This is a genomic window from Streptomyces sp. NPDC031132 (assembly GCF_055570595.1).
In genome coordinates, this window is sequence record NZ_JBVIGX010000014.1 from 53,886 (window position 1) to 76,597 (window position 22,712).

A 22,712-nucleotide genomic window follows, 5' to 3' on the forward strand; every position below is an offset into this window, starting at 1 on the left:
CGGGGGGCCGGGCGGACCTCGACCGGGGCCCATTCGAAGACGCGGGATCCGTGCGCGCCGTCGCCGCAGGAGTCGCCACTGCCAGCCGCACCATGGCTGCTGGTGCTGACCGCCAGCACCCTCCGGCTCCCCCGACGACCTGACGGGAAGCCGGAGGAAGGTTGAGCCGCTAGAGGCCGGCGTTGGGGTTGACGCCGCCGGTGCGCACGGCACCGCGCTCGCCGCCGAACTGCGCGAGAGAGCTGGAGTCGCTGCTGGAACCGCCGGGGCGGATCGTGCCGCCCAGGTAGAACAGCTTCTTGTCGGCGCTGTAGTGGTACTCCACGGCGCTGACCGACAGGTTGCAGATGGCGAAGGGAAGCCCGGGCCGCTGTGGCCGGCTCCTACGGCCGTCCACGACGCGGCATCGCATGGGTGAGTGCAGTCCTGCGACGAGGGAGTCGTTGCACGAAAGGCACTGCGGGGGGAGCGACGCGGCGCTGCGTCTGGGGGTCGTCGTGGGCGGGCGCAACCAGGAGCCAGAGGGCGGGTGGCCCGACCACGCTCGCTGCGGGTGCCTCGGTGGGAACGCGTCCGGCCCAGGCTGCGCTCCAGCTGCCCGCGGCGCCCTTCAGAGATCGTCTGGTGCCGGCCCCATGGCCGACGAACCACGTGGTCTCAGAGGCGGGTCCCAGGAAAGGGAGCTGCCCAGGTGCATGAGGATTCGGGTCAGGGCGTCAGGGTCGCGGGGCTCGAGGAGGCTCGGGGCGAAGGCGGCGCCGGGCCGCGTGCGGTCGGCTCCGTTGGGGACGGCCAGCGCGATGCGGAGGGCGGCATCCAGGATGTCGGGGTCCAGGACGAAGGGCAGATCGAGGCGTGTGCGACGTCCCAGGCGTGGACCACGTAGTCGAGGAAGTGGAATCCGATGGCCCGGATCGCCGGGAAGGCTGCGCCTGCGCCGAATTCGGGGAGGGCGAACTCCTGCTCCCCCGTGCTGACTTCGGCAAACGCGGCCAGGACTTCCCGGCGATGGCTGGTCAGTGGCTCCTGCCACAGGGTCCGAGTGCCATGGATCGGCTTGGTCAGCCCGTCTAGACGCTCGTGCGCACCGCTCCGGCCGTGTGCTCGGATGCCTCCCGCTTCGCCGGTGTCTCGGGTGCCTCGAGTTTCTCGGGTGTCTCGGGCAGGTCGTTGCCCGCCGACCTGCCGAGGAGCCAGCTCAGCAGCGGACCGGCCATCGCGGTCGTGACCACGGCCATGACGACCATGAGCGAGTAGAGTCCCTTGTCGAGGAAGCCCAGTTGCAGACCCACGTTCAGGACGATCAGCTCGGTCAGGCCTCGGGTGTTCATCAGCGTGGCGAGGGCAGCGGACTGCCGTACCGGCATCCGGTTCAGCCGGGCGGCCGCGAACGCGCCGATGAACTTGCCGCCGACGGCCACCAGGAGGATCAGCCCCAAGGCACCCAGCCCGTCCATGTTGATCCCTGAGAGATCGACCTTGAGGCCGGCGACGAGGAAGAACACCGGCAGCAGCAGCGTGCCGTTCATCTCCCCCAGGCGCTCGTGCACCTTCGCCCGGAGCTGCTCGGTGCCGGTGCGCGGGAGGATCACACCGAAGAGGAACGCGCCGAAGATGTAGTGCAGACCCACCCACTCGGTGGCAGCGGCGGACAGCAGCAGGCCCGCGACGATGCACCCGAACACGGTCGGGGTGAGCTGGAGCGCGGGCCGGCGGGCCGCGTAGCGCTGCAGCAGGGGGCGCAGGACGAAGAGCATGCCCAACAGGTACGGGATCGCGAGCAGGATGCGCCACTCGTCGCCGCCCGCGGAGCCGCTGATGGCAACCACGGCGGCGAGCACCGACCATGCGAGGACGTCGTCGATGGAGGCGCAGGCCAGAGCGACCACACCCAGCGGGGTGCGCGTCATGTTCCGGTCGGTGAGGATGCGGGCCAGCACCGGGAACGCGGTGATCGACATGGCGATGCCCATGAACAGCATGAATGCCGTCTGGTTGTCGGCGCCGTAGTCGTTCATCAAGTAGAGCGCCAGGACCATGCCGAGGCCGAAGGGCACGATGATGGAGCTGAACGAGATACCGACGGCAAGGCTTCCGCTGCCGCGTATCAGCTTGGCGTCCCACTCGAGGCCGACGATGAACATGAAGACCGCGACTCCGACCGCGGCCAGAGCGCTGAGCAGTGGCCGGATGGATACGGGGAAGAGGGCGTCGGAGATGGCGCCGTGGAACAGGGTGGGTCCCAGCGCGATGCCGGCGAGGACCTCACCGATCACCGCCGGCTGTCCGAGCCGCCGGGCCAACGCGCCGAGTACGCGTGCCAGGATCACGATGGCGGCGAGGCCGAGGAGGAGTGACGTGGTCTGATGGGTGTTCATACGGTCCGTCTCCGTAAGGCGGGCTGTCCTTTGACCCGTTGGGCCAGCGTGTCCGGGTGGTCAGGTGCCGGCGACCGCCTGGTGCGGCCACCGGGGGCTGGTGGGGGTACGTGAACCGGGTTGCGGTTCACGGGGCTCCTCAAGAACTGTGTGCCTCCCGCGAAGAGTCACGGTGCACTACCGCCGGAGAATGACTCGAGGGCCACTGCAACGGAGAGTGACGCCGGGCAAAGGATGCCCACTCCATGCAGCGCGCCTACTCACGACGAAGGGGCAGAGAGCACTCACGGCCGGACACGTCACGTGAATCCGGCACCCACACGGGTGAACCCGCTGTGGCGGCAGCGTGTCGACGAAGGGCTGGTCCGCGATCGGTTCCGGCGACGTGCTCCCAGCCGCCTGGGCGGCGTCGCTGCTGGGCCGCGTGGTCGGGGTTGGGGAAGTCGGTGTCCACCTGGCAGCCGCTTCTACCGTCGGCTGCCATGTAGATCCGTGCGGGCACGGAGTCCGCCACGTCATCCGTCAGTCGGGGCTGCGGACGCCCCATGCCCCTGGTCGACCGGTGTCACCGCAGAAGGCGGGTACGCAGTGACGATCCGGGTAGCCGCACCACATGGACGGCACGACCGGAACCACGCCGCTGAGCGCTGTCGCGCGCCGCCGAGCGCCTCCTCGACCGTCTCGACGCCGAATTCCACCGTTCACCGACCGTGCCGGAAGGAGACCGCGATGTCCTCCCACGACCAGCCCCGCCTCACCGATCCGGTATCGCTCTACGCCCGTCCCCCGTTTCCCGCGCAGGACCAGGACCATCCCGGTTCGACCGAGGCAATGGATCCCCGCCCAGATCACGGCGAGGACACCTACCAGGGCCACGACCTGCTGAGAGGCCGCAGGGCGCTGATCACCGGAGGCGACTCGGGGATCGGCCGGGCCGTCTGCCTGGCCTTCGCGCGGGAGGGCGCCGACGTCGTCTTCACCCACCTGCCCGAGGAAGTGGACGAAGCGGAAGAGACCCTCCGCCTGATCCGCCAGGGCGACCGCGTCACCGTAGCCGTCGCATGCGACATCCGGCACGAAGGCGAGTGCACCGCCCTCGTCGACCGGGCGGTGAACGAGCTGGGCGGCATTGACCTGCTCGTCAACAACGCCGCCTACCAGATGGCCCAGCCGGACGGGATCGAGGCGATCACCACCGAACAGTTCGACCGGGTGATGAAGACCAACCTGTACGGCATGTTCTGGCTCACCAAGGCCACGCTGGCCCACATGCCGCGCGGCGGCTCCGTGATCAACACCGCCTCCGTGCAGGGCTACCAGCCCAGCCCGCACCTCCTCGACTACGCCATGACCAAGTCCGCGATCATCTCCTTCACCCACAGCCTGGCCCAGATGCTGGCCGAGCGTGGTATCCGGGCCAACGCCGTAGCCCCCGGACCGGTCTGGACCCCGCTGATCCCGGCGACCATGCCCGACCCCACGAAGTTCGGCGAGCAGTCACCGCTGGGCCGGCCGGCCCAGCCTGCGGAAATGGCACCTGCGTACGTCTTCCTCGCCTCCGACCAGGCCTCCTACATCACCGGCGAGATCGTCAACGCCACCGGCGGAACCCCCTTGCCATGACCCCGGACGAAGCCCTGCGCCGGATCGCCTTCCTCCTCGAATGGCGCGGGGCCTCCCCGTACCGGGTGCGGGCCTTCCACACGGCGGCCGACGCCGTCCGCGACCTGCCCCCGGGCCCGGTGGACGCTGCGCAGGCCGGACGGCTGCGCGGGGTGGGCCCGGTCACCGCCGAGGTGATCGCCCAGGCATCGACCGGCGCGGTACCGCGCTACCTGGCCCGCCTGGAGGCCGAAGCCGAGCCGGACGCCCGGGCCGGCTGGGACCTCGCGGCTGCGAGCACCGGGGATTGCCACCTGCACTCCGACTGGTCGGACGGCGGCAGCCCGCTCGAGGACATGGCCGACGCGGCCCGAGCCCTGGGCCGCCAGTGGGCCGTTCTGACCGATCACTCGCCGCGGCTGACGATCGCCCACGGACTGAGCGCCGAGCGGCTCGAAAGCCAACTGGAGGCTGTGGCCGCCGTGAATTCCAGGATGGGCCCAGATTTTCGGCTGCTGACCGGCATCGAGTGCGACATCCTCGAGGACGGCTCTCTCGACCAGGACGAAGGCCTGCTGGGCCGGCTCGACGTCGTCGTGGCATCCGTGCACTCGAAGCTCCGCTCAGAGTCCGAACCGATGACCGCCCGTCTGCTGGCCGCGGTGCGCAACCCGCACGTCGACGTCCTGGGCCACTGCACGGGACAGATCATCACCGGTCGGGGGCGCCCGCAGTCCCGGTTCGACGCCGAGGCCGTGTTCGCCGCGTGCGCCGAGGCCGGCACCGCCGTGGAGATCAACTGCCGGCCCGAACGGCGCGACCCGCCGGACGACCTGCTCGTACAGGCCGCCGCCGCGGGCGTCCGCTTCGCCGTGGACACCGACGCCCACGCCCCCGAACAGCTGCACTGGCAGAGCACGGGCTATGCGCGCGCGGTACGGATCGGCCTGGGCGCGGACCGGCTGATCACGACCTGGTCGCTCGAGCGGCTGCTGAAGAGCAGGAGCGGCCGCCGATGAACCACCGCCTTCCGCCCGGCACGGGCCGGGCGGAAGGCGGCCTCCTGCTCCAAGCGGGTGAGGCGCCCCGTGCGCCCGAGCGGCGCCAGGTCCGGCGGGGAAGCGATCGGATCGGGCCGCAGCGGCCCGATCCGAACACGCATGGAGGCGACATGGGACACGGCGGGAATGTGATCGACGAGCTGATGACCGACCACCGGGAGGTGGAGGAGATGTTCAGCCGCATCCAGGCCATGACGGGCACCGGGCAGGAGCTCCGCCATCTCATCGACGAGATCACCATCGAGCTGGTGCGGCACTCGGTCGCCGAGGAGCAGTACCTCTACCCAGCGGTACGCGAGCACGTCGAGGGCGGCGGGCGCATGGCGGACAAGGAGATCGAGGACCACAGACGCGTCGAGAAGATCCTCAAGCAGCTGGAAAAGATGAGCACCGACGACGCGCAGATCAGCCCGCTCCTCCAGCAGCTGATGGAAGAGGTCGCCGCCCACGTCCAGGACGAGGAGACCAACCTCTTCCCGATGCTGAAGAGGGCCTGCACCCCTCAGCAGCTGGACGATCTCGGTGACAAGATCCGCCGCGCCAAGGCCATGGCGCCCACCCGCCCGCACCCCGCCGCACCGAGCAGCCCCACGGCCAGCAAGCTCCTCGCACCGGGCGCCGGCCTGGTGGACCGGGCGCGCGACTTCGTGACCGGCCGCGGCAAGTCCTGAACCCCGATCCAGGGCGGCGGGCCCCCCGCAGGCGTGCTTCCGGGCCCGTCGCCCTGGACGACGGTGACGTGTGTCACGCCGCACGCCGTCGCTTCCGGCTACGCTGGTCGGCCACGAGCGGAGCGGCGCAGCTTCGCGCCGCAGCTCGCGGACCCGGCACGGGCCAAGGCGAGCACACCCCCCGAGGAAGCCGCCGTGTCCGCCGATCTCGCACCTGTCATAGCCGCCGGCACTCGCTGGCTGCTGACCGCCTTCCCGCCCGCCCCGGGCGCGTACAGCCGGGCGCTGGCCGAGGCCCAGGCCAGGCAGGCCGTCACCGTTGCTGCCGACCTGCGGTACCCGACCCCCCTCGACGCACAGCTGCTGCATCTGCTCGGCCCGGGCGGAAGCGCCCGGCTGGACTGGCTGACCGGCGCCGATCACGGCGGCGACGCCGACGCGGGCTGGCGTACTTGGGTGGACGAAACCGTCGTCAGCTGGGCCGCCTGCCTCCTCGCGGACCCCGCCCTCGCCGTCGACGCCCTCCGCCTCGTCGACCGCGGCCATGCTGGCGAGGTCGGCCGTCTCACCAGTCCCGGCGACCAAGAACGCGACGCCGCGCCGTTGCTGCGCCACCCCGACCTGCTCGAGCCGGTCGCCGCCCTCCACCGGGCGCTGCTGCTGGGCCTGCTGGACAACGAGAACGCTCCTCTGGGATAAGGCAGGCTCTGCCCCTGCAAGGGGCCTCGGCGGTGGCAGACCACTGCCGAAGACCTGTCGGTGTCCGGAACCGACCTGCAGGGCAGGCCGGGGGGCCAGTTCGCGGATGCCCGGACCGTCAGCGCGGGGACCGCGAGCTGCCAGGTCTGCTGCGCCCTGGGAGCACAGCACCGGAGGGGCTGACGTGCACGAACACACGCGGAACGCACATGGGGCCGCGTTGTCGGGGTAGACAGATGCCGGGGGTGCGGCCTTGGCCATCAGGGCTGCGACGGAGGCCGCACCCCGCGCCCGTCCGGTGACACGTGGAGCGGGCGAGAAGGGGCGGCCGCCGGTGCAGGATCTCGCCGCTCGTGCCATGTCGATCTTGCGTGACCTGGGCATTCTTGGCTGTCTCACGGCCTTGTCACCCATGATCAGTCTCAAGTCCGTGGCACTTCCTCGCGAGGGTGAGGTCGCGAGGGTGAGGTCGAGATCAGGCGGCTTGCCCGAGTCGGCCGAGTACACCACGCTGAGCCCCGAGGCACGAGGACTGCAGGCGAGCCCAGATCGCGCACCGATGAGTCTCCCGCGCCGAGCTGGTCTCTACGCCGGACACCCACGGACGGAAGGCTGGGCCATGCGGAAACTGATCTACGGCATGAACCTGACCCTGGACGGCTACATCGCCGCGGCCGGCGACGACATCGGCTGGAGCGGACCGCCGAGCGACGAGCTGTTCCAGTGGTGGCTCGACCACGAGCAGGAGAGTGACTTGTCGCTGTACGGGCGCAAGCTGTGGGAGACGATGAGTTCCTACTGGCCGACCGGCGACCAGCAGCCGGGCGCCACCCCGGCGGAGATCGAGTTCGCGCGGAACTGGCGGCACACGCCGAAGGTGGTGTTCTCCTCGACGATCGACAAGGTCGACTGGAACACCCGCCTGGTCACCGGCGACGCGATCGCCGAGATCACCCGGCTCAAGGCCGAGGACGGCGGCCCGATGAACATCGGCGGCGCGACGCTCGCCGGGGCGGCCATGCGCGCCGGGCTGATCGACGAGTACGCGATCGCCGCCCATCCGGTCCTGGTGGGCGGCGGCACGCCGTTCTTCAGCGCGCTGGACAGCTGGGTGAACCTGAACCTGGTGGAGACGCGGACGTTTCCCGGCGGCGTGGTCCTGACCAGGTACGAGACGAAGCGCTGAGCAGCAGCACCCACGTGCTCGTCTCACGGTGATGTCGTATAAGACATCGGTATGACACGGCCCGTGAGGCTACGACATCAGCCGCGAAGCCCTTCAGCCGGTCAGGGGCCGAAGATGGGCGGTGAGGGTGATGGCCTGTCCCGTGTGGGCAGGGGACTTGAGTCTCGGGCTGTTCCGCCGACTGAACCAAGGCATGCGTATGCGCAGGTCAGGGAGCGTTTCTGCTAGCTTCCCGGCCATGCTCGAGACGGGTGGTTCTGCCCGGGATCTGGTCGGCTTCGTGCTGCCGGAATCGGGTGGGTTGGTGGAGTCAGGGAATCCTGCACGGCCGTACGTGCTGCTGGACGCACACGGGGCCGTGGTGGAGCCGGTGGATCGGTTCTTCGCTGAGCTCCAAGCCCACGGACGACCACCGGCGACGGTCCGGTCGTACGGGATGGACCTGCTGCGCTGGTGGCGGATCCTGGCGGCCGGCCGGGGGCTGGCGTGGAATCGAGTCACACGGGTGGATGGCGTGACTTCGCCCGGTGGAGCAGGTCGCTCCGAAGCCGAGCCGCGCCCGGGCGATGCACTCGGCGAGGATGCGTGTGCACTGCGAAACGGTGCTGAGGTCGTCCTACGCCTTCCACCTGGACGAGGGGACGGGCCCGATCACCAACCCGTTTCCCGAGGGCCGGGATCGCCGGCGCCCACCAGGTGCGGGTGGCCCTTCCCGCGTGCCGAGTGGTGGCCGCTACCGGCCGTCAGTACCCACCCGGTTGCCGCGGCGGATCCCGGATCACCGGTTCAATCCCTCGAAGCCCAGCTCGACTCCCTCGCCGAGGCCCGAGTGACGCGCATCTTCTCGGAGAAGATCTCCACCCGCGCCACCCGGCGCCCCGAGTTGGAGGCCGTCGTCAAGCCCGCCGGGGAGATCCGTTCCTCCGGCGTCGCCGTCACCTTCGTCGTCCACGAGCACGAGCGGCTCTGCCGAGGCATCGAACTCGCCATGCTCGCCGAAGAGCTGAAGGCGGGCGATGTCGGGCTGGAGCTCCTCACAGGCGAACTCCGCGACATCGCCAAACGCCTCGTCATCACCACCGGCACGAAGAAGGGCCAGCACCCCTCACCCGCCACCGTCATGCGCATGCTGCGTGAACACGACGAGCACACAGCCGCGATGGAAACCGCCGGCTGACCCGCGGCCCAGCCCTTGACGCAGATTCCGCGAATGAGTGATCACCTCGTGCCCGTCTTGGCTTGTGCGCCCACCAACTACCAGTAAGGCCCGCCCCGGGGGGATGGGCGCCGCGCAAGAGGCCAGTGATCGTCACGGCGGGGTTGAAACACCCCGTCAGGCTTCGGGCGGAGACGGCGCGGCATGGTCTCACCAGGGAATCGGCCCGTCCTCGGCCAAAAGGGCGCCCGTCGGGCCGTCCTCGCCCGCCGTCGCCAGGTCAACCGCCACGGCCGCCCCCTCCTCCGCCGTGCGTATCCCGGTGTGGCGGTTGAGGTCGGTCGCGCAGTAGCCGGGACTCACCGCGTTGACCAGGATCCCTTCGGCGCGCAGTTCATTGGCGTAGAGCACGGTGATCGCGTTCACCGCGCTCTTCGAGGTGCAGTAAGGGAGGAGGATCGAGTAGTAGGCGGACCACGGGCTGCCCGGGTCGGCCAGGTGGGTGAGGGAGCCGAGTTCGCTGGACATGTTGACGATGCGTGCGGCGGCGGAGCGGCGGAGCAGGGGGAGCATGGCGTGGGTCACCGCGATGACGCCGAACACGTTGGTCTCGTAGACCTGCCGGACGGTGGCGGCTGGGGTTTCACTCGGCTTTTGCGGTCCGGCGGCGATCGCGGCGTTGTTGACGAGGATGTCGAGGCGGCCGAACGTGGCGTCGATGTGCTGGGTGGCGGCTTGGACCGAGATCTCGTCGGTGACGTCCAGCGGAACGAACCGTACGTCGGCGCCGCCCGCGCGAAGCTCCTCGGCCGCCGCCTCGCCACGCTCGGCGTTGCGGGCGCCGATCAGCACGGTGATGCCGAGGGCTGCGAGCCTGCGCGCCGTTTCCTTGCCGATGCCCTTGTTCGCGCCGGTGATCAGAGCAGTCTTCTGCGAAGTCGTCATGGCACCCAGCCTCCCCTCACCGACGGGCGGCAGGGAAAGACCAGAAGACTCTGGATCTATAGTCCACAGATATGAGTGAGCTAGAGGTGCGGGAGCTGAGGTACTTCATCGCGGTCGCCGAGGAACTGAACTTCAGCCGGGCCGCCGGGCGCCTGGGGATGGCACAGCCCCCGCTGTCGAAGACGATCGCTCAGATGGAGTCCCGGCTCGGGGTACGCCTGCTGGAGCGCACCACCCGGCAGGTGAGGCTGACCAACGCCGGTCAGGTGCTGCTCGACCAGGCCCGGATCGCGGTCGACGCGGTGCACGCGGCGGCCCGGCGAGCACGCCGGGCCGGTCAGCCGACACCCCAGCTCGTCGTGGCGGTCAAACCGGGAGGCGATGCCGGGCTGCTGCCGGAGATCCTCGCCGCCTACCGGGGAACGGGTTCGCATCTGCCGCCGCCTGAAGTCGTCGTCGGCGGCAGCGGAGAGCCGATGGCCATGCTGAGGGACGGTCGTGCCGACGTAGCGCTGCTGCGCAGCCCGTTCGACGGTCAAGGGCTGGATTCCCAGACCCTCGTGGTCGAGCCGCGACTGGCCGTCCTCCCCGCCGCACACCGCCTGGCCGGACGCCGGCGACTGCGGCTGACCGACCTCAAGGGCGAACCGATCCCGCGCTGGAAGGGGGCCGCCCCCTCCGGCACCGCCTACTACACCGGATACGACGGCGCAGAAGCAGGCGATGGCCACACAGGCTTGGCGCCGGCTGACACTCCTGAGGGGCCGCTCGTGGCCAGCGTCGAGCAACTCCTGGAGGTGGTCGCGCTGGGCCAGGCGGTGGCGTTCCTGTCACGCTCCACCACCGAGCGGCACCAGCGCCCGGACATCGCATACCGGCCGGTCACCGGCCTCAGCCCCAGCGCGGTCATGGTCGCCTGGCCGGAGACCTCGCGATCCGCAGCCGTCGCCAGCTTCGTCCAAGCCGCCCACGACGTCGCCACCCACCATGCTGACCACATGACCGCACTGGCCTGACCGGCGTACTCGACCCCTGCCTCTCGTCGAGCCGGGGCAGGAGCGCTCCGACGACACCTGCCCTGGCGATCTGCCGTCGCCGACACGAGGACATCCAGCCGGGCGGGGACCGGAAACAGGGCATCAGCCGCTGCGCCGTTCCCCGGTCCGGTCAGTGGAACACGATGGCTTGCCCGGTGGCGATGCTCGTGCGGCACACCTTGTACAGCTGGTGCCAGGCGGATCTCTCCATGTGGAAGGGGTTGTCGGACGCGGTGTCCAGGCGGGCGCTCTCCTCGTCGGAGAGGTCCCGGTCCCGGTCGAGCCGGACTCCGATGGCGGGAGCGAAGCCGCACAGTTCGGCGAGCAGCTGCTGACTGGAACCGACCATCCCACCGCCCTCCACCTGCTTGTCCGCCGGCAGGAAGAGCGGATCGTCGAAGTCGACCGGCACGTAGAAGCCCGCGCTGTCCGAGTGGCACAACAGGTGCGAGCTCATCATCGTCGACTCGTCGAAGACCTTGTCCTCGTCGCGTTCGTACTGCTCGGCGCTTGTGGCCGATGCGGGCGTGACGGCCTCACCCCGTGCCGCCAGCACGAAGGCGCGTCGCAGGTGATGCAGGTGGCTGGTGGGGAAACTTGTGAAACACGGATGTGACGGCTCGTCCAACGCCGGTTCCTGCCAGACGATTCCCTCATCGGCCAAGGCCCGGCTGAGCAGGTCGAATCTCTCCTGCCAGCGTGCGAGCGCCTCGTGCTCCTCGACGCTGGCCATGTTCTGGAGCATGCTGACCGAAATATGAAGTCCCATGGCCGAAAGGCTAGACGGAGGCTCTGACAGTCACGGCAGCACCGTTGAGAGGCAGTGTCGGCTCCGCCACTACGCACCGCTTCGGCGACGAGCGCGGCGCGCGCTGGACGGCATAACGCGGAGCGTGAGTCAGGGCGTCCCCCGCTGCCCTAACCTTTCGCCATGAGCACCATGGGGGACGTGATCGACGGACGGTTCGAGCTGCTTGATCGACTCGGCAGCGGGGGGATGGGCACGGTCTGGCGAGCGCTGGACCGTGCCCTTCACCGTGAAGTGGCCGTCAAGGAAGTACGGTCGGCGGCCGGCCGGGACGACCCGGAATTCCGCGGAGTGCTGCGCGAGCGGGTGTTGCGCGAGGCCCGCGCCCAGGCCCGGATCAACCATCCGAACGTGGTCACCATCCACCACATCGTCGACGAGGGCGAGCACCCCTGGCTGGTGATGGAGCTGCTGCCCGGCCACTCCCTCCAACAGCGACTGGAGCAGGGACCGCTGCCGCCCGCCGAGGCTGCCCGGATCGGCCGCGAGGTGCTCGCCGGGCTGCGGGCTGCGCACGCGGCCGGCATCCGCCACCGGGACGTGAAACCCGCCAACGTGCTGATGCGGGCCGATGGTTCGGCCGTGCTCACCGACTTCGGCATCGCCGCGCTCCAGGACGCCGCCTCGCTCACGATGACCGGGGAGGTCATCGGGACCCCCGAATACCTCGCGCCCGAGCGCATCCGCGGCGCCGACCTGCCCGCCTCCGACCTGTGGTCGCTGGGCATGACGCTGTACGTGTGCGTGGAAGGTGTCAGCCCGATGCGCCGCGCCACCACCCTGGCCACGCTGGCCGCAGTCCTCGACGAGCCGGTGCCCGCACCGCGCCGGGCCGGGCCTCTGGCCGCCGTACTGGCCGAGCTGCTGGTCCGCGACCCGGCCGCGCGGCCCGACGCGGAGCGGCTGGACCGGCTGCTGGCCGCCGTCGCCGAGGGCACCGGCAGCGCCGTAACGCCGGAGCCCACCCGCCTCGACCGGGCGCCTGCCGACTCTCCCGCCCCCTCCCCCGTGTCCGGCCGGTCGCCGTCCGCGGGCCTGTTCGGCCCGCCGCCCCCACCACCCCCGCTGCCGCCGGGCCCGACCCCTCGACCGGAGAAGCCCGCGCCAGCGCCACCGCCCACTCCCGTGCCCTTCCCGCCCCACGAGGCCACGCCCCAGGACGCAATGCCCACCATCGGCAGCCTGAACGGCGGCGGCCCGCACGGGACCGGACCGGGCCTCCGACGGAAGGTCACCCCGCTCGCCGCAGCGGCCGCCGTGACGGCCCTGGCGCTGCTCGGAATCGGCGGGTACACCCTGTTCGAGCCGGGCGCAGACGGCGGCACGGACGGCAAGGGCACGGCCTCACCGACGGTCTCCGTGGTCTCCACAAGCCCGGGTTCACCCTCGGCGACTCCCGCACCGGGGACCACCGGCACACCGTCGACGGACCCTGCCCCCACACCGGGCACGACCGCGGGCACCACCGGTGCGCCGGGCACGCCGGGCACACCGGCCGGTACGCCGCCGAGCACCCCGCCGACCGCCGTCCCCGGGGGCGAGGGCGGCGATGGCCCGGCACCTGGCGTCGACCGCTGGATCGCCCAGCTCTACTCCGAGCCGGAGAGCACCGGCACCGCCGCCCGCGACCAGCGGCTGGCCGCGATCCGCGCCACGGTCCCGGAGGCCCGGGTGCTGCGCAGCCGGGACTACGCCTCTCTCAACCCCGGTTACTGGGTGGTCTACGCCCCCGGCCCGTTCGCCGACGGCCGTGCGGCCCTCGCCTTCTGTGGGCAGAAGGGCCGGACCACCGCCAACGAGTGCATCGGCCGCTACCTCAGCGACGACCAGGGCGACTACGCGTACCAGTGCACCCCGCCGGCCGACTCCCCCCGCGGCCGCTGCCGCCATCCTTGACGGGAGCCACTGCAGCAAAGTCCAGAATGCCGAGCGCGCTCGTCCGGGTCCGTTCGGCGGCCTGCTCGTCGTGGTTCGGGAGCCCCGGGTCGGTGTACGGGTGCCCGGCGCCCGGGTACCCGTACACCGATTCGGACGCCCCGGCATGCCCGGCACAGCGCAAGGCCCGCCGTGAGTACGAGGACCGCGTCGACGCCGTCGTGGCCGACACCCGGCACTGAGCGGACCCGGCGGCACCCCAGGAAGATCCGTCGATGGATCAACCTGACAGGGCACTGGGCAATACGCTCCACGTCCCCCGTCGGCCGGCGCCCTTCGGAGGCGACCAGCGCTTCGGAGCGATCGTCTAGGTGTGAAGGCGGCTGTTGGGGCCATCTTGGTCGCCGGCGCTCTCGTCGTTGAACCAATAGTCCCCGGCGGCCAGGTACCGGAACGAGTGGGTGCTCTCGCTGGGCAACTCGACAGTCACGGCGCGCTTGCCGTCCTTGCGGGCCGTCAGGGTGTGCACGCCAGGCTGCCAGTCGTTGAAGTCGCCCACCACGCTGACCGGGCCCGGCGGGGTGTCAGTGGGCAGGATGAACGTGACCTCGGTGCGGTGCTTGCGCAGCGTGCGCTCGAGCATGAGTGGGCTCCTGACAGTGGCACGGACGGGAGATACGGGCACATCGTCGACGGCGGTCGCACCGGCCGCACGCCGAGGCCGCCGCCCGGGCCCCGGCATCACCCGCACACCACGAACGGTGACACAAATAGTGCGAAATGTGACCGCGGGTGCCAGTGTGAAGCGAGGAATCAGTCACCCACGCATCGCCAGAGGAGTCGCCGTCATGGGCGGTATGCAGGACAAGCGCCAGGAGCCGGGCAAGGGCCGCGAGGAGCAGGAACGCCTGAGCCGTCCTGGCCAGGACCCCGTCCACCCCGGCCCCGGCCGGGAAGGCGCCCGGGGCAAGAGCCCCGAGGAGCTCAAGCGACGCCAGGAGGAGATGACGCGCGAGCGCGACGAGGACCAGATGCGCGACGAAGAGCCCTGAGCAGCAGCCCAAGCCATCGCGCCCACGCACGCAGGACCCGGCCGGGGCCCGTAGCCACCCGGCCGGGTCCTGTCATGCGCCCGCAACCACGTCACGCGCGGGACTCCCCTGAGCCGAACTGCGGCTGGATGCCTTCGTATCAGTCCGCATCCCACGCTCTCGGCCACTGAATGAACCGCGCCGGGGCTGGAGCAACACGACCCACTATGCGTGCACGTCGGCGGTCCGATGGACATGGACCGGGCCCCGATGCTGCACCAAGCCCTGCCCCGCTCTTCGCACCTACGGTGCGCCGCGCGGGCGGACAGGGGGCCGTTCGTCGTCACGCGCGAAGGTCCGGCGCAGTCGGCGGTTCTGCGGTCTCGTCACTGGAGCACCAATCCAACTCACCTCCCTAGACGGGCGGTTGAGCCAGTACTAGCCTCCGCAGCGTGTCCCGGGAATGCATGAGCTCCTGTCCTGCTCTGGTGAAGTCGTACTACGACGCGGCATACGCGCTGGAAGTCGGCCTGAAGACCAAGATCACGAACTTCTTTCCACACATGTGGCCGGTATCCATGATCGGACTGGACCGGCTCAACCGCGCGATGAACGGCGTGGAGCGGGCGCTGTTCCCCACGACTCCCGGCTTTGCACCCATGGATCCGCAGGCAGCCGCCGCCCTGCTCGACGCGTACGACAGGCTCGGCACGTGCCCCGGGCCGCAGGCCGGAGTGAAGACCGTACCGCGCTGCTTCTCCAGGACTCTGCGGGCGTTCGGGGCGGCGGACACCAAGAAGGTCCCCTCGTACTCCTGCCCGGCGAGCACCGCGCCGGCTCCCGGTGTCCTGCCCAGCCAGTGCCCCGAGGTGCAGAAGCACGCGGCGATCCTGACCGAAAGGCTGGTCAAGGCGGCCGACACCGACGGGCTCATTCCGTCCGTACGTAAGACGATCATGAGCAAGATCGACGGCAAGGCCTTGGAACACGCCAAGAACTCGGCGGAGGCTCTGCGGAAGGAGCTCCCCCAGCTGGCGGGTGATGCGCGCGAACTGGGCGAGAGGGCGGTCCTGGCGGGGGACGTGGTGCGCTACGCGGGCATGGCGGTCAAGACGGCCAACGTGCTCGGGAACGGTGTCGGGAGCGTGCTGTATCTCAGGGCCGCCCGCAGCCTGGACGAGTTGGTCCGCCACATCGCGGATCCCGACTACACCTGTCCGGACACGACCGGCCAGTGCAACAGGCCGCCTCTCAGTCCCCGGCGCACCGGCTGACCGGGGAGCTGCTCTCGTCACCGAGAAGGGTCGAGGGGTGGGCCGCCCGGGGGCTCGGCGTTTCAGCTCGTCCGGGGGGCGGTGATCTCGGCCGGACAGCCGTCGCAGGAGCCGGTGGGATGCCTGGAGCTCGTCCGGGTTGGCCACGTCGTGGATGGCGGTGATGCGGCCGTCGGCGTCGAACTCGAAGTGCCCTGGGCGGCGCCCCGCCACCCGCCCCACAGCAGAGGCCCCGGGCGGCCGGGAGGCGCAGTGCGCCCCACCACCCACCCGCCGGCCGGCCGGCCGGCCGGCTGCCAGCACACCGGCCAGCAGCGACAGAAACAGGCGCGGGCATCGCGGCGCGGCCACCGTCGTAACACTCGGGCCGCGCCGCCCTGCCCGGCCGGCCGGCCGGCCGGGTGAGGATCAGCCCCCGATGGGCCGGAAGATCCCGCCCGGAATGACCACCGGACGGTCGATCGCCTTGAAGCGGTACTCCATGCTCACGTCGTCGATCAGGAACGGCATCCGGTTCGCCGCGTCCTCGATCGCCATGAAGCTGATGTTCACCTTCTGCGGAGACGAACCGTAGAAGGCGTCGGGCAGTGTGACCGTCACCTTCTCGTAAGAACCGCTGGTCCCGGCCTTGTTCATGCGGTCGTGCAGCTCATAGGGCGTGCCGTCCTCCGCCGTGGCCTCCACGATCAGCTGGCGGAAGCCGAAACCGCTCGACCCGCCGGAGACCACATCACTGCGCACCCAGAACGACAGCACCGGAACCCGGTACGCCGGGACCGTGATCTGCTGCGAGATGCGGCTTATGCCAGTCAGGCCCTGACCGCCCAGCTCCGCCTTGCCGGTGCCCGAGTGGGCCGGCCAAGCAGAGGAGTTGTTGATGAGGTGTCCTGCGAACGGGGTCACTTTCTCGTTCCAGGACGCGTTACCGCTCTCGAAGCCTGCGTTCGCGATCTCGGACGTACCCGCGCTGGCGTTCGGTGCGGCCATGAAGATGCTTGTGGCCGCGACGGCGGTGGCGGCAGCGAGAATGCTCGCTCTCCGCGCTCTCTTTCTCATGGATCTCCTGGCTGTTTCTCGGTTTCTGAACGGGGACGCGCCGCAACAGCCGACGGTCCGCCCCCGTACACCTCTGACGTCATGTCAAGAGGGTGCTGCGGTGGGCCATGCCCGACGAGCTGGTGGTCAGCCATCTCAACCGCGGCGCACACTGTAACGCCTCGGTGTGACAATCCGACCGCGGGACTGCTCGTCCACCGACCGAGGGGCGTCGACTTCCTGCTACCGCCGGGAACCTGGCACGGGCTCCGCCCGGCTTCGACCCGACGAGACGCCGAACGCATACGACGTACGCGGACTGCCTGCGGAAGGTCTTCGAACGCCCTTCGACGAGCCGCCGCGCCACCCGCACCGCCCCGACACCGGCTTCGCCAATCCGAGCGCGTACTGCGCGGACCTAGCGGCGTTGATCGGACGCGTACGGGGGCGGGCGGCAAAAGGGCGGCGGTCAGCTCACGGGCGGTGGCATCGGTTCCGCGCGTCGCGTGACACATCGCCACCAATCGATCGGATGAAAGTGCCGGCAAGGTGACGAGTCCGGGGTCGGTCGCTGGCAGACATCGCGCGCTGCGATCCCCGCTTCCGGAAGGAACACCACCATGTTGGGAACCCCAAGACGTCGCACGAGACCCTCTCGATCCGCCCACCGGGTCGTCGCGGCCATCTGTGCTCCGGCCCTCACCGCGGTGGCTTTCGTCGGCTACGACGCCACCGACGCCATCGCCGCGCCCACCTGCTTCGATCTGGCCGCCACCGTCACAGGAATTACCGGTACCGCAGGAGACGACGTCATCATGGGTACCCCGGGCCGCGATGTCATCGACGGCCTGGGCGGTAACGACAAGATCTGCGGTCTCGGCGGAAACGACATCCTCACAGGCGGGGAGGGTGACGACAGTCTGTCCGGCGGGGTGGGTGACGACCGGCTCGAGGGGGGCAACGGCAACGACCGGCTCGTCGGTGACAGCTGGGCGTTCACCGGAGACGTCACCGGCCTGACCGGGCGCGATTACCTCTCAGGCGGTGCGGGCTTCGATGTCCTGGGGGGCGACAACTCGGCTGTTCAGGGTACGGCCACGGGAGCCTCGACGGACATCCTTCTCGGCGGGGCCGATCCCGACACCCTGATCGGCGACAGTTCGGGTGACTACGCGAACGGTGCGGCGGCCGACCGCCTCGACGGCGGTGGCGGGGACGACACCCTCACCGGCGACGCGTTCGGCTGGTACGGAGCCACGGGCGCGGCGGACGACGCCCTGTTCGAAGGGGAGGGGGTGAATGGTGATGTGACGGGCGACAGCCAGTCTCCCTTCGGGAACGTGACAGGCGCGGGCGGCGACGACGTCATCGACCTCGGTGTGGACGGCGCCTTCGGCGCTTGGGGCGACCACTTCGCCGGCGGTACGGCCGTGGGTTCCGGAAACGACCACATCACCGGGGGCACCGGAGGCGAAACCGTGCTCGCGGGAGACAGCAGTCTCGCCAACCCCGCCGGATCGACGGCGGGCAACGATGTGATCGACGGCCGGGGCGGTGACGACCACATCTTCGGCGACAACACGGACTGGAGCCAGACGCTCGGCACTGCAGGAGGCAACGACATCATCCGCGGTGGCGATGGCGACGACTTCTTGCGCGGCGGCCCTGCCGGCGACACACTCAACGGCAACGCGGGCATCGACGACTGCGACGGCGAAGGCGGCACGGACTCCGAGCTCAACTGCGAGGCGTGATTGCGGGAACGAGACGAAGCACGCGACGACCGAGGCCGTTCGGGCGTGCTACGTCCTGCTGAACACTGCTTTCCTGGACCATAGCTTCGACCTGAACGACCTCTGGTACGCGCTCCGGGCCGACTGCGTCACGGACGACCCGAGGTCACGGTGGGACGAAGCGCGGCCTTTCCTTCGCTCCGGGAACCGGGCGGCTGGCCGGTCGGCATCACCGGTCCGTCCGACTGCGACAACCTGCACGTCCGGGGCCGGCCGGCTTGCGGACGCCAAGGGCTTGTACGACCACCCAGACGGAGTGGTGGACCCCGTCCAACCTATGGACCCACCACCGGTCCTGGGTCCTGTGCCCGGACTACGACATGTGGGCCACGAAGCTCGCCGGCCCAGCCCCACTCGTCGCTGCCCTCCTCGGAGACTTGGAGATCGAGGCCGTACGACTGCCCTGGGCCCACTGATACATCCCTCACTGGGAATCGGTCACGGCCGGTGTGTCCTGGTACACGAGGATGAACTCCCCGTAGGGGTGGGTGCCGTGGCGGTCTGCCGTCTCGTCGAGGGCTCTGCGCAGGGTGCGCAGATGGCCTGTGGTGAGCTGGAGCGGCGGCTCGTTGGGCTGGTACGTGGTGCCGCGGGGGTAGTCCTCGCCCGCCGTGGTGGTCATCTCGATGTGGCAGCCGAGGACATGGCGCACGGGCTGGGCGGCGCAGAAGTCCAGCAGCCGGTCGACGGTGGCCGAGTAGGCGGCCCGGTCCTCGATGTAGAGCCGTCCTGGATAGAGTGAGTCGCCGGTCAGCAGGAGGCCGGTGTGGCGGTCGTGGAAGACCACTGCGGCCGGATGGTGGCCGGGGCCGGGGATCACATCGAGGACGCGGCCGCCCAGGTCCAGCGCGCCGGTGCGGTGTGGCCAGTCGGCGAGGTCGAACGTGGCTGTGACCTCGTCCAGTCCGGGTCCCACGACCGTGGTGAGGGGGCGGTCCGCGAACTGCGGGTCCCCCGCGGTGTGGTCGCCGTGTCCGTGCGTGTGGGCAACCAGCAGCGAGTATGCGGGCCTCGGATGGCGCTCCAGCCACTCCGTCACGAGCCGGTCGACCGTTTCCCGCAGGGGGAAGTGGGCCGGGTCGGTGGACGCGCCCGTGTCGAGGAGCAGCGCCCGGTCATTGCCGAAGAGGAGGAAGAGGAACGGGGCTTCGTAGTGCACGGATTTGTTCTGGCGCAGGAGCACCGTGTGTTCGGAGTAGGCGTGGACCTGGATCTCCGGGGCGGGGTCGTGTTTCGGGGAGGGCCAGCCCGCGTGCCAGAGGACGTCGAGACTGCCTGCGACCGGGGCGCCCCGGAGAAAGTCGATCACGCGTCCAACCTACCCCTTGGCGCCGCGCGCGGGAGCGGGCCGTCGGACAAGTCCGTACAGGTCCCGGGCCCGGCCCGCGTACGTTACCCATCGCGGTTGCCGCGTACGCGACCAGGGGCGCGAGGAACGCGGAGCCGCTCCGAAAGGCGTCAGACGGAGGTCGATCCGGCCCTGGTGACCAGGGCTCCGATCCCGGCCAGGGCGGTTCCGTGCATGGGTATGCCGCGCCGGCCAAGGCGGTCCATAGAGGGTGCCACGGGGTGCCCGGGACCGAGGCGGCCCAGGCAAGACCGTCTGGGCCTACCGTCCCTTTTGGCCGCGCGGCTAGAGCTTCGCGATGTCCTTGTGCATCACGTCAACGCTGTCGGAGTGGTAGGCGGCCAAGCGTCACCTCGCGGTAGCCGCTGCCCGCCGAGCTCCTCCGCCGTCTCGAAAACAGCCGCCGGATAGGCGGACTCGGCGGCCTAGGAGTCGGCGAGCTGACGTCCGTCGCGCGCCCACATCGCATGACACATGATCTTCCCGAACAGGGTGGCGGTGTGCTTGTCGCTCGAGCGTGTCCTTGCGCGCGGTGCGGGTCAGCGGACGACCTTGATGCCGAAGTGGCCGCCGAGGCCGATGGCGGAGTGCATGTGCGCGTACATCTCCATGCCGCGGGAGCAGACGAGCGGGCCGAGGTCGAGGATGTCGCTCCAGCCGTAGGACTTCAGCAGGTCGGTGACCTGCTGCTTGGCGCCGGTGTCCTCGCCGGCGACGAACATGGTGTGATCCCCGCCGCCGATGGCCTGCGGGGCGACGACGGTGGTCTGTTCCTGGGTGACGAAGGACTTGACGACCTTGGTGCGTGGCAGGGCGCGCTGGATCTGCTCGCCGAGGCTGTCGGTGTCGCACGGGTCGAGCTTCGGCATGGTGCCCCACGGCGTGGGCCAGGGGTTCTCCGTCTCGTGCTGGTAGACGTAAGGGACCGCGTAGTCGATGAGCGTCTTGCCAGCGAGCTGATCGGCGATGGCGGACAGTGCACGGACGGCGTTGTGTCCGTCGATGCCGTTGATCACCAGGTTGTCGGAGGCAGCCGCGGCGTCACCGAAGGTGTGCAATTCGATGCCGGGGTGCTCGGCGAGGAAGTCCTTGAAGGGCTCGGTGCCCATCATGTCGGGCTCGGTGCGGGCCAGGGTGGCCTGCGGATCGCGGGTGCCGACGTGTACCTGGTGACCGAGCTCGGCGAGCCTGGCGATATGGGCGCGGGCTCCGCCACCGGTACCGAGAACAGCGATCTTCATGGGGAAATCTCCTGTTTTGCTCCGTGTGGGACGTTTCCACCGTAGGGGTATTTCAGGACAGGAGGTGTCCTTTGACAGGGGCATCATGGAGCCCATGACGAGCGACATGACCGCCCGCGTGCTGCGACTCCTGTCCCTGCTGCAGACCCGGCGGGAATGGTCCGGAGCCGACCTCGCCGAACGCCTGGACGTGACCGTACGCACCGTGCGCCGCGACATCGACCGCCTGCGGGAGCTCGGCTACCCCGTCGACAGTGCCCGCGGACACTCCGGCGGCTACCGCCTCACCTCCGGCACCGACCTGCCACCGCTCCTCCTCGACGACGAGGAAGCCATCGCCGTCGCCGTCGCGCTGCGCACCGCCGCCGGGGGCCTGACCGACATCGAGGAGAGTGCCCTGCGTGCCCTGGCCAAGCTCGAACAGGTCCTGCCCCGCCGCCTGCGCGGCCAGGTCACCGCCCTGCAGAACTCCCTCGCCGGCATCACCTGGAAGGAACCGGGGCCGCGCGCCGACCCCGCCCTGCTGGCCACCCTCGCCGTCGCCTGCCGCGACCACGAGATCATCGCTTTCGACTACACCACCCGCCGGAACACCGCCTCCCGGCGCCGCGCCGAGCCGTGCCATCTGGTCGACTCCGGCGGCCTCTGGTACCTCGTCGCCCACGACACCGACAAGGACGACTGGCGCCTCTTCCGCCTCGACCGCATCAGCGGTGCCGTACCCACAGGCCGGCGCGTTGCGCCCCGCCCCGTACCCGGGGACGACCCCGCCGCGTTCGTCGCGAGCCGGCTCTCCGCCGCCCCCACCCGTCACCGTGCCGTCGCGACCGTCCACGCGCCCTCCGACCACGTCCGCGCCCGCACCCGGGGCCTGGCCACCCGCCTGACCCCCATCGACGAACACACCTGCCGGCTCGACGCCTCCGACGACCACCTGCCCCGCATCGCACAGACCCTGGCCGGCCTCGACGCCGACTACACCCTCGACGCCGACCCAGACGTCGTCCGACACCTTCACGACACCGCCCACCGCGCCCTGCGCGCCACCACCTGACAGCGCAGGCGCCACGGGCACGGCCCCTCCGTTACCGGCGGCGCGGAGGGAAACCGGCCCGTCGGCAACGACGCCACGCCCCGGCGCGGGACACCATGGTCAGCCCCTACCCGTGGCCCTCCCCCACCCGCCCCACCGGATCGCACCCGTCTGGCATGTGAGCGCATCCACTTCCCTGGGAACAAGGGGAGATCGCTCGGCTTACGAGGAGGCATCGGCGTACCGCTTGCCTCTGGTGTGGGGCCGTCAGGGGCTCGGCCGCGCAGGTGGGAGGCCGTCACTGGATCGGGATGGTCACCTCGGATCGCGCCGGCGGCTCGCCTGGAGGAAAAGTACGTGACTGCTGGTGGGCCGGGCGGAGTTGGTTTGATCGATCGGCGTGACCTGGTCACCGACCTGGACGTTGCCGCACGACGGCGAGTGACGGTCGTCTCGCGGCCGGCGGGCAGCGCGAAGACCGGCCGCAGGCCACCGGAAGCATGCCGGCCGCGGGCGTCCTCGCCGGTCTGGCCTGGCTG

At 70.3% G+C, this 22,712-nt stretch carries 20 protein-coding genes and 1 pseudogene; 12 read left to right on the forward strand and 9 right to left on the reverse strand.

What is annotated here, in order from left to right; all coding sequences use genetic code 11:
• Positions 1 to 169 precede the first annotated feature (169 nt).
• Both ACZ49B_RS21860 and ACZ49B_RS21865 read right to left on the reverse strand, forming a co-directional pair.
• The gene (locus ACZ49B_RS21860) at positions 170 to 412 is read right to left on the reverse strand and encodes a hypothetical protein (RefSeq protein WP_468308359.1); all 243 of its coding nucleotides are present in this window, start codon (positions 410 to 412) and stop codon (positions 170 to 172) included.
• A 658-nt stretch (positions 413 to 1,070) separates the two neighbouring features.
• Complete coding sequence (locus ACZ49B_RS21865; protein WP_468308362.1) at positions 1,071 to 2,378, reverse strand: cation:proton antiporter; 1,308 nt, start codon at positions 2,376 to 2,378, stop codon at positions 1,071 to 1,073.
• A 729-nt stretch (positions 2,379 to 3,107) separates the two neighbouring features.
• Here ACZ49B_RS21865 and ACZ49B_RS21870 point away from each other — a divergent pair.
• The 6 genes from ACZ49B_RS21870 to ACZ49B_RS21895 all read left to right on the forward strand — a co-directional run bounded on the left by ACZ49B_RS21870 (position 3,108) and on the right by ACZ49B_RS21895 (position 8,774).
• Positions 3,108 to 4,001, forward strand: a complete 894-nt coding sequence (locus tag ACZ49B_RS21870) for an SDR family oxidoreductase (protein WP_468308363.1) — start codon at positions 3,108 to 3,110, stop codon at positions 3,999 to 4,001.
• Positions 3,998 to 4,999 carry a PHP domain-containing protein gene (locus ACZ49B_RS21875; RefSeq protein ID WP_468308365.1) on the forward strand — a complete coding sequence of 334 codons (1,002 nt, stop codon included), beginning with the start codon at positions 3,998 to 4,000 and terminating at the stop codon, positions 4,997 to 4,999. The genes ACZ49B_RS21870 and ACZ49B_RS21875 overlap by 4 nt, the downstream gene beginning before the upstream one ends.
• Before the next feature lie 152 nt (positions 5,000 to 5,151).
• Positions 5,152 to 5,712 carry a hemerythrin domain-containing protein gene (locus ACZ49B_RS21880; RefSeq protein ID WP_468308368.1) on the forward strand — a complete coding sequence of 187 codons (561 nt, stop codon included), beginning with the start codon at positions 5,152 to 5,154 and terminating at the stop codon, positions 5,710 to 5,712.
• A gap of 195 nt (positions 5,713 to 5,907) precedes the next feature.
• Positions 5,908 to 6,411, forward strand: a complete 504-nt coding sequence (locus ACZ49B_RS21885; RefSeq protein ID WP_468308370.1) for a hypothetical protein — start codon at positions 5,908 to 5,910, stop codon at positions 6,409 to 6,411.
• Between the two features lie 619 nt (positions 6,412 to 7,030).
• Positions 7,031 to 7,597, forward strand: coding sequence for a dihydrofolate reductase family protein (locus tag ACZ49B_RS21890; protein ID WP_468308372.1), 567 nt, complete (start codon positions 7,031 to 7,033; stop codon positions 7,595 to 7,597).
• A 436-nt stretch (positions 7,598 to 8,033) separates the two neighbouring features.
• Positions 8,034 to 8,774, forward strand: coding sequence for a recombinase family protein (locus tag ACZ49B_RS21895; protein ID WP_468308701.1), 741 nt, complete (start codon positions 8,034 to 8,036; stop codon positions 8,772 to 8,774).
• A gap of 189 nt (positions 8,775 to 8,963) precedes the next feature.
• On the opposite strand, the gene ACZ49B_RS21900 is transcribed toward ACZ49B_RS21895, so the two are convergent.
• Positions 8,964 to 9,698 carry an SDR family oxidoreductase gene (locus ACZ49B_RS21900; RefSeq protein ID WP_468308374.1) on the reverse strand — a complete coding sequence of 245 codons (735 nt, stop codon included), beginning with the start codon at positions 9,696 to 9,698 and terminating at the stop codon, positions 8,964 to 8,966.
• Between the two features lie 71 nt (positions 9,699 to 9,769).
• On the opposite strand from ACZ49B_RS21900, the gene ACZ49B_RS21905 reads away from it, so the two are divergent.
• Positions 9,770 to 10,714: a LysR family transcriptional regulator gene (locus ACZ49B_RS21905; RefSeq protein ID WP_468308377.1), complete on the forward strand. Its 945-nt coding sequence runs from the start codon at positions 9,770 to 9,772 to the stop codon at positions 10,712 to 10,714.
• Between the two features lie 151 nt (positions 10,715 to 10,865).
• Here the strand turns inward: ACZ49B_RS21905 and ACZ49B_RS21910 are convergent, their stop codons facing one another.
• Positions 10,866 to 11,504 carry a hypothetical protein gene (locus tag ACZ49B_RS21910; protein ID WP_468308379.1) on the reverse strand — a complete coding sequence of 213 codons (639 nt, stop codon included), beginning with the start codon at positions 11,502 to 11,504 and terminating at the stop codon, positions 10,866 to 10,868.
• A 162-nt stretch (positions 11,505 to 11,666) separates the two neighbouring features.
• Between ACZ49B_RS21910 and ACZ49B_RS21915 the strand changes: the two genes are divergently transcribed.
• On the forward strand, positions 11,667 to 13,439 hold the full coding sequence (locus tag ACZ49B_RS21915; protein ID WP_468308382.1) for a serine/threonine-protein kinase: 1,773 nt from the start codon (positions 11,667 to 11,669) through the stop codon (positions 13,437 to 13,439).
• A gap of 19 nt (positions 13,440 to 13,458) precedes the next feature.
• On the opposite strand, the pseudogene ACZ49B_RS21920 reads toward ACZ49B_RS21915, so the two are convergent.
• Positions 13,459 to 13,590, reverse strand: a pseudogene (locus ACZ49B_RS21920) (dienelactone hydrolase family protein); the annotation flags it as partial.
• A 195-nt stretch (positions 13,591 to 13,785) separates the two neighbouring features.
• Positions 13,786 to 14,061, reverse strand: coding sequence for an isoamylase early set domain-containing protein (locus ACZ49B_RS21925; RefSeq protein WP_468308384.1), 276 nt, complete (start codon positions 14,059 to 14,061; stop codon positions 13,786 to 13,788).
• 205 nt (positions 14,062 to 14,266) lie between these two features.
• On the opposite strand from ACZ49B_RS21925, the gene ACZ49B_RS21930 reads away from it, so the two are divergent.
• Both ACZ49B_RS21930 and ACZ49B_RS21935 read left to right on the forward strand, forming a co-directional pair.
• Positions 14,267 to 14,470, forward strand: a complete 204-nt coding sequence (locus tag ACZ49B_RS21930) for a hypothetical protein (protein ID WP_468308387.1) — start codon at positions 14,267 to 14,269, stop codon at positions 14,468 to 14,470.
• Between the two features lie 446 nt (positions 14,471 to 14,916).
• On the forward strand, positions 14,917 to 15,723 hold the full coding sequence (locus tag ACZ49B_RS21935; RefSeq protein ID WP_468308389.1) for a hypothetical protein: 807 nt from the start codon (positions 14,917 to 14,919) through the stop codon (positions 15,721 to 15,723).
• Between the two features lie 408 nt (positions 15,724 to 16,131).
• On the opposite strand, the gene ACZ49B_RS21940 is transcribed toward ACZ49B_RS21935, so the two are convergent.
• Positions 16,132 to 16,710: a hypothetical protein gene (locus ACZ49B_RS21940; RefSeq protein ID WP_468308392.1), complete on the reverse strand. Its 579-nt coding sequence runs from the start codon at positions 16,708 to 16,710 to the stop codon at positions 16,132 to 16,134.
• Positions 16,711 to 17,465: 755 nt separating this feature from the next.
• On the opposite strand from ACZ49B_RS21940, the gene ACZ49B_RS21945 reads away from it, so the two are divergent.
• On the forward strand, positions 17,466 to 18,512 hold the full coding sequence (locus tag ACZ49B_RS21945; RefSeq protein WP_468308393.1) for a calcium-binding protein: 1,047 nt from the start codon (positions 17,466 to 17,468) through the stop codon (positions 18,510 to 18,512).
• 463 nt (positions 18,513 to 18,975) lie between these two features.
• Here ACZ49B_RS21945 and ACZ49B_RS21950 read toward each other — a convergent pair whose 3' ends face one another.
• Both ACZ49B_RS21950 and ACZ49B_RS21955 read right to left on the reverse strand, forming a co-directional pair.
• A complete protein-coding gene (locus tag ACZ49B_RS21950) occupies positions 18,976 to 19,860 on the reverse strand; it encodes an MBL fold metallo-hydrolase (RefSeq protein ID WP_468308396.1) in 885 nt (294 codons plus the stop codon).
• A 578-nt stretch (positions 19,861 to 20,438) separates the two neighbouring features.
• A complete protein-coding gene (locus tag ACZ49B_RS21955; protein WP_468308399.1) occupies positions 20,439 to 21,140 on the reverse strand; it encodes an NADPH-dependent F420 reductase in 702 nt (233 codons plus the stop codon).
• Between the two features lie 94 nt (positions 21,141 to 21,234).
• Between ACZ49B_RS21955 and ACZ49B_RS21960 the strand changes: the two genes are divergently transcribed.
• On the forward strand, positions 21,235 to 22,194 hold the full coding sequence (locus ACZ49B_RS21960; RefSeq protein ID WP_468308400.1) for a helix-turn-helix transcriptional regulator: 960 nt from the start codon (positions 21,235 to 21,237) through the stop codon (positions 22,192 to 22,194).
• The last annotated feature ends 518 nt before the right edge of the window (positions 22,195 to 22,712 follow it).

Bases quoted from the DNA above. Each gene is read 5' to 3' on its own strand.
- ACZ49B_RS21925 (WP_468308384.1), bottom strand. From the start codon at position 14,061: ATGCTCGAGCGCACGCTGCGCAAGCACCGCACCGAGGTCACGTTCATC.
- ACZ49B_RS21900 (WP_468308374.1), bottom strand. From the start codon at position 9,698: ATGACGACTTCGCAGAAGACTGCTCTGATCACCGGCGCGAACAAGGGC.
- ACZ49B_RS21935 (WP_468308389.1), top strand. From the start codon at position 14,917: ATGAGCTCCTGTCCTGCTCTGGTGAAGTCGTACTACGACGCGGCATAC.
- ACZ49B_RS21960 (WP_468308400.1), top strand. From the start codon at position 21,235: ATGACGAGCGACATGACCGCCCGCGTGCTGCGACTCCTGTCCCTGCTG.
- ACZ49B_RS21880 (WP_468308368.1), top strand. From the start codon at position 5,152: ATGGGACACGGCGGGAATGTGATCGACGAGCTGATGACCGACCACCGG.
- ACZ49B_RS21905 (WP_468308377.1), top strand. From the start codon at position 9,770: ATGAGTGAGCTAGAGGTGCGGGAGCTGAGGTACTTCATCGCGGTCGCC.
- ACZ49B_RS21875 (WP_468308365.1), top strand. From the start codon at position 3,998: ATGACCCCGGACGAAGCCCTGCGCCGGATCGCCTTCCTCCTCGAATGG.
- ACZ49B_RS21915 (WP_468308382.1), top strand. From the start codon at position 11,667: ATGAGCACCATGGGGGACGTGATCGACGGACGGTTCGAGCTGCTTGAT.
- ACZ49B_RS21860 (WP_468308359.1), bottom strand. From the start codon at position 412: ATGCGATGCCGCGTCGTGGACGGCCGTAGGAGCCGGCCACAGCGGCCC.
- ACZ49B_RS21890 (WP_468308372.1), top strand. From the start codon at position 7,031: ATGCGGAAACTGATCTACGGCATGAACCTGACCCTGGACGGCTACATC.
- ACZ49B_RS21910 (WP_468308379.1), bottom strand. From the start codon at position 11,504: ATGGGACTTCATATTTCGGTCAGCATGCTCCAGAACATGGCCAGCGTC.
- ACZ49B_RS21955 (WP_468308399.1), bottom strand. From the start codon at position 21,140: ATGAAGATCGCTGTTCTCGGTACCGGTGGCGGAGCCCGCGCCCATATC.
- ACZ49B_RS21940 (WP_468308392.1), bottom strand. From the start codon at position 16,710: ATGGCCGCACCGAACGCCAGCGCGGGTACGTCCGAGATCGCGAACGCA.
- ACZ49B_RS21870 (WP_468308363.1), top strand. From the start codon at position 3,108: ATGTCCTCCCACGACCAGCCCCGCCTCACCGATCCGGTATCGCTCTAC.
- ACZ49B_RS21930 (WP_468308387.1), top strand. From the start codon at position 14,267: ATGGGCGGTATGCAGGACAAGCGCCAGGAGCCGGGCAAGGGCCGCGAG.
- ACZ49B_RS21865 (WP_468308362.1), bottom strand. From the start codon at position 2,378: ATGAACACCCATCAGACCACGTCACTCCTCCTCGGCCTCGCCGCCATC.
- ACZ49B_RS21895 (WP_468308701.1), top strand. From the start codon at position 8,034: ATGGACCTGCTGCGCTGGTGGCGGATCCTGGCGGCCGGCCGGGGGCTG.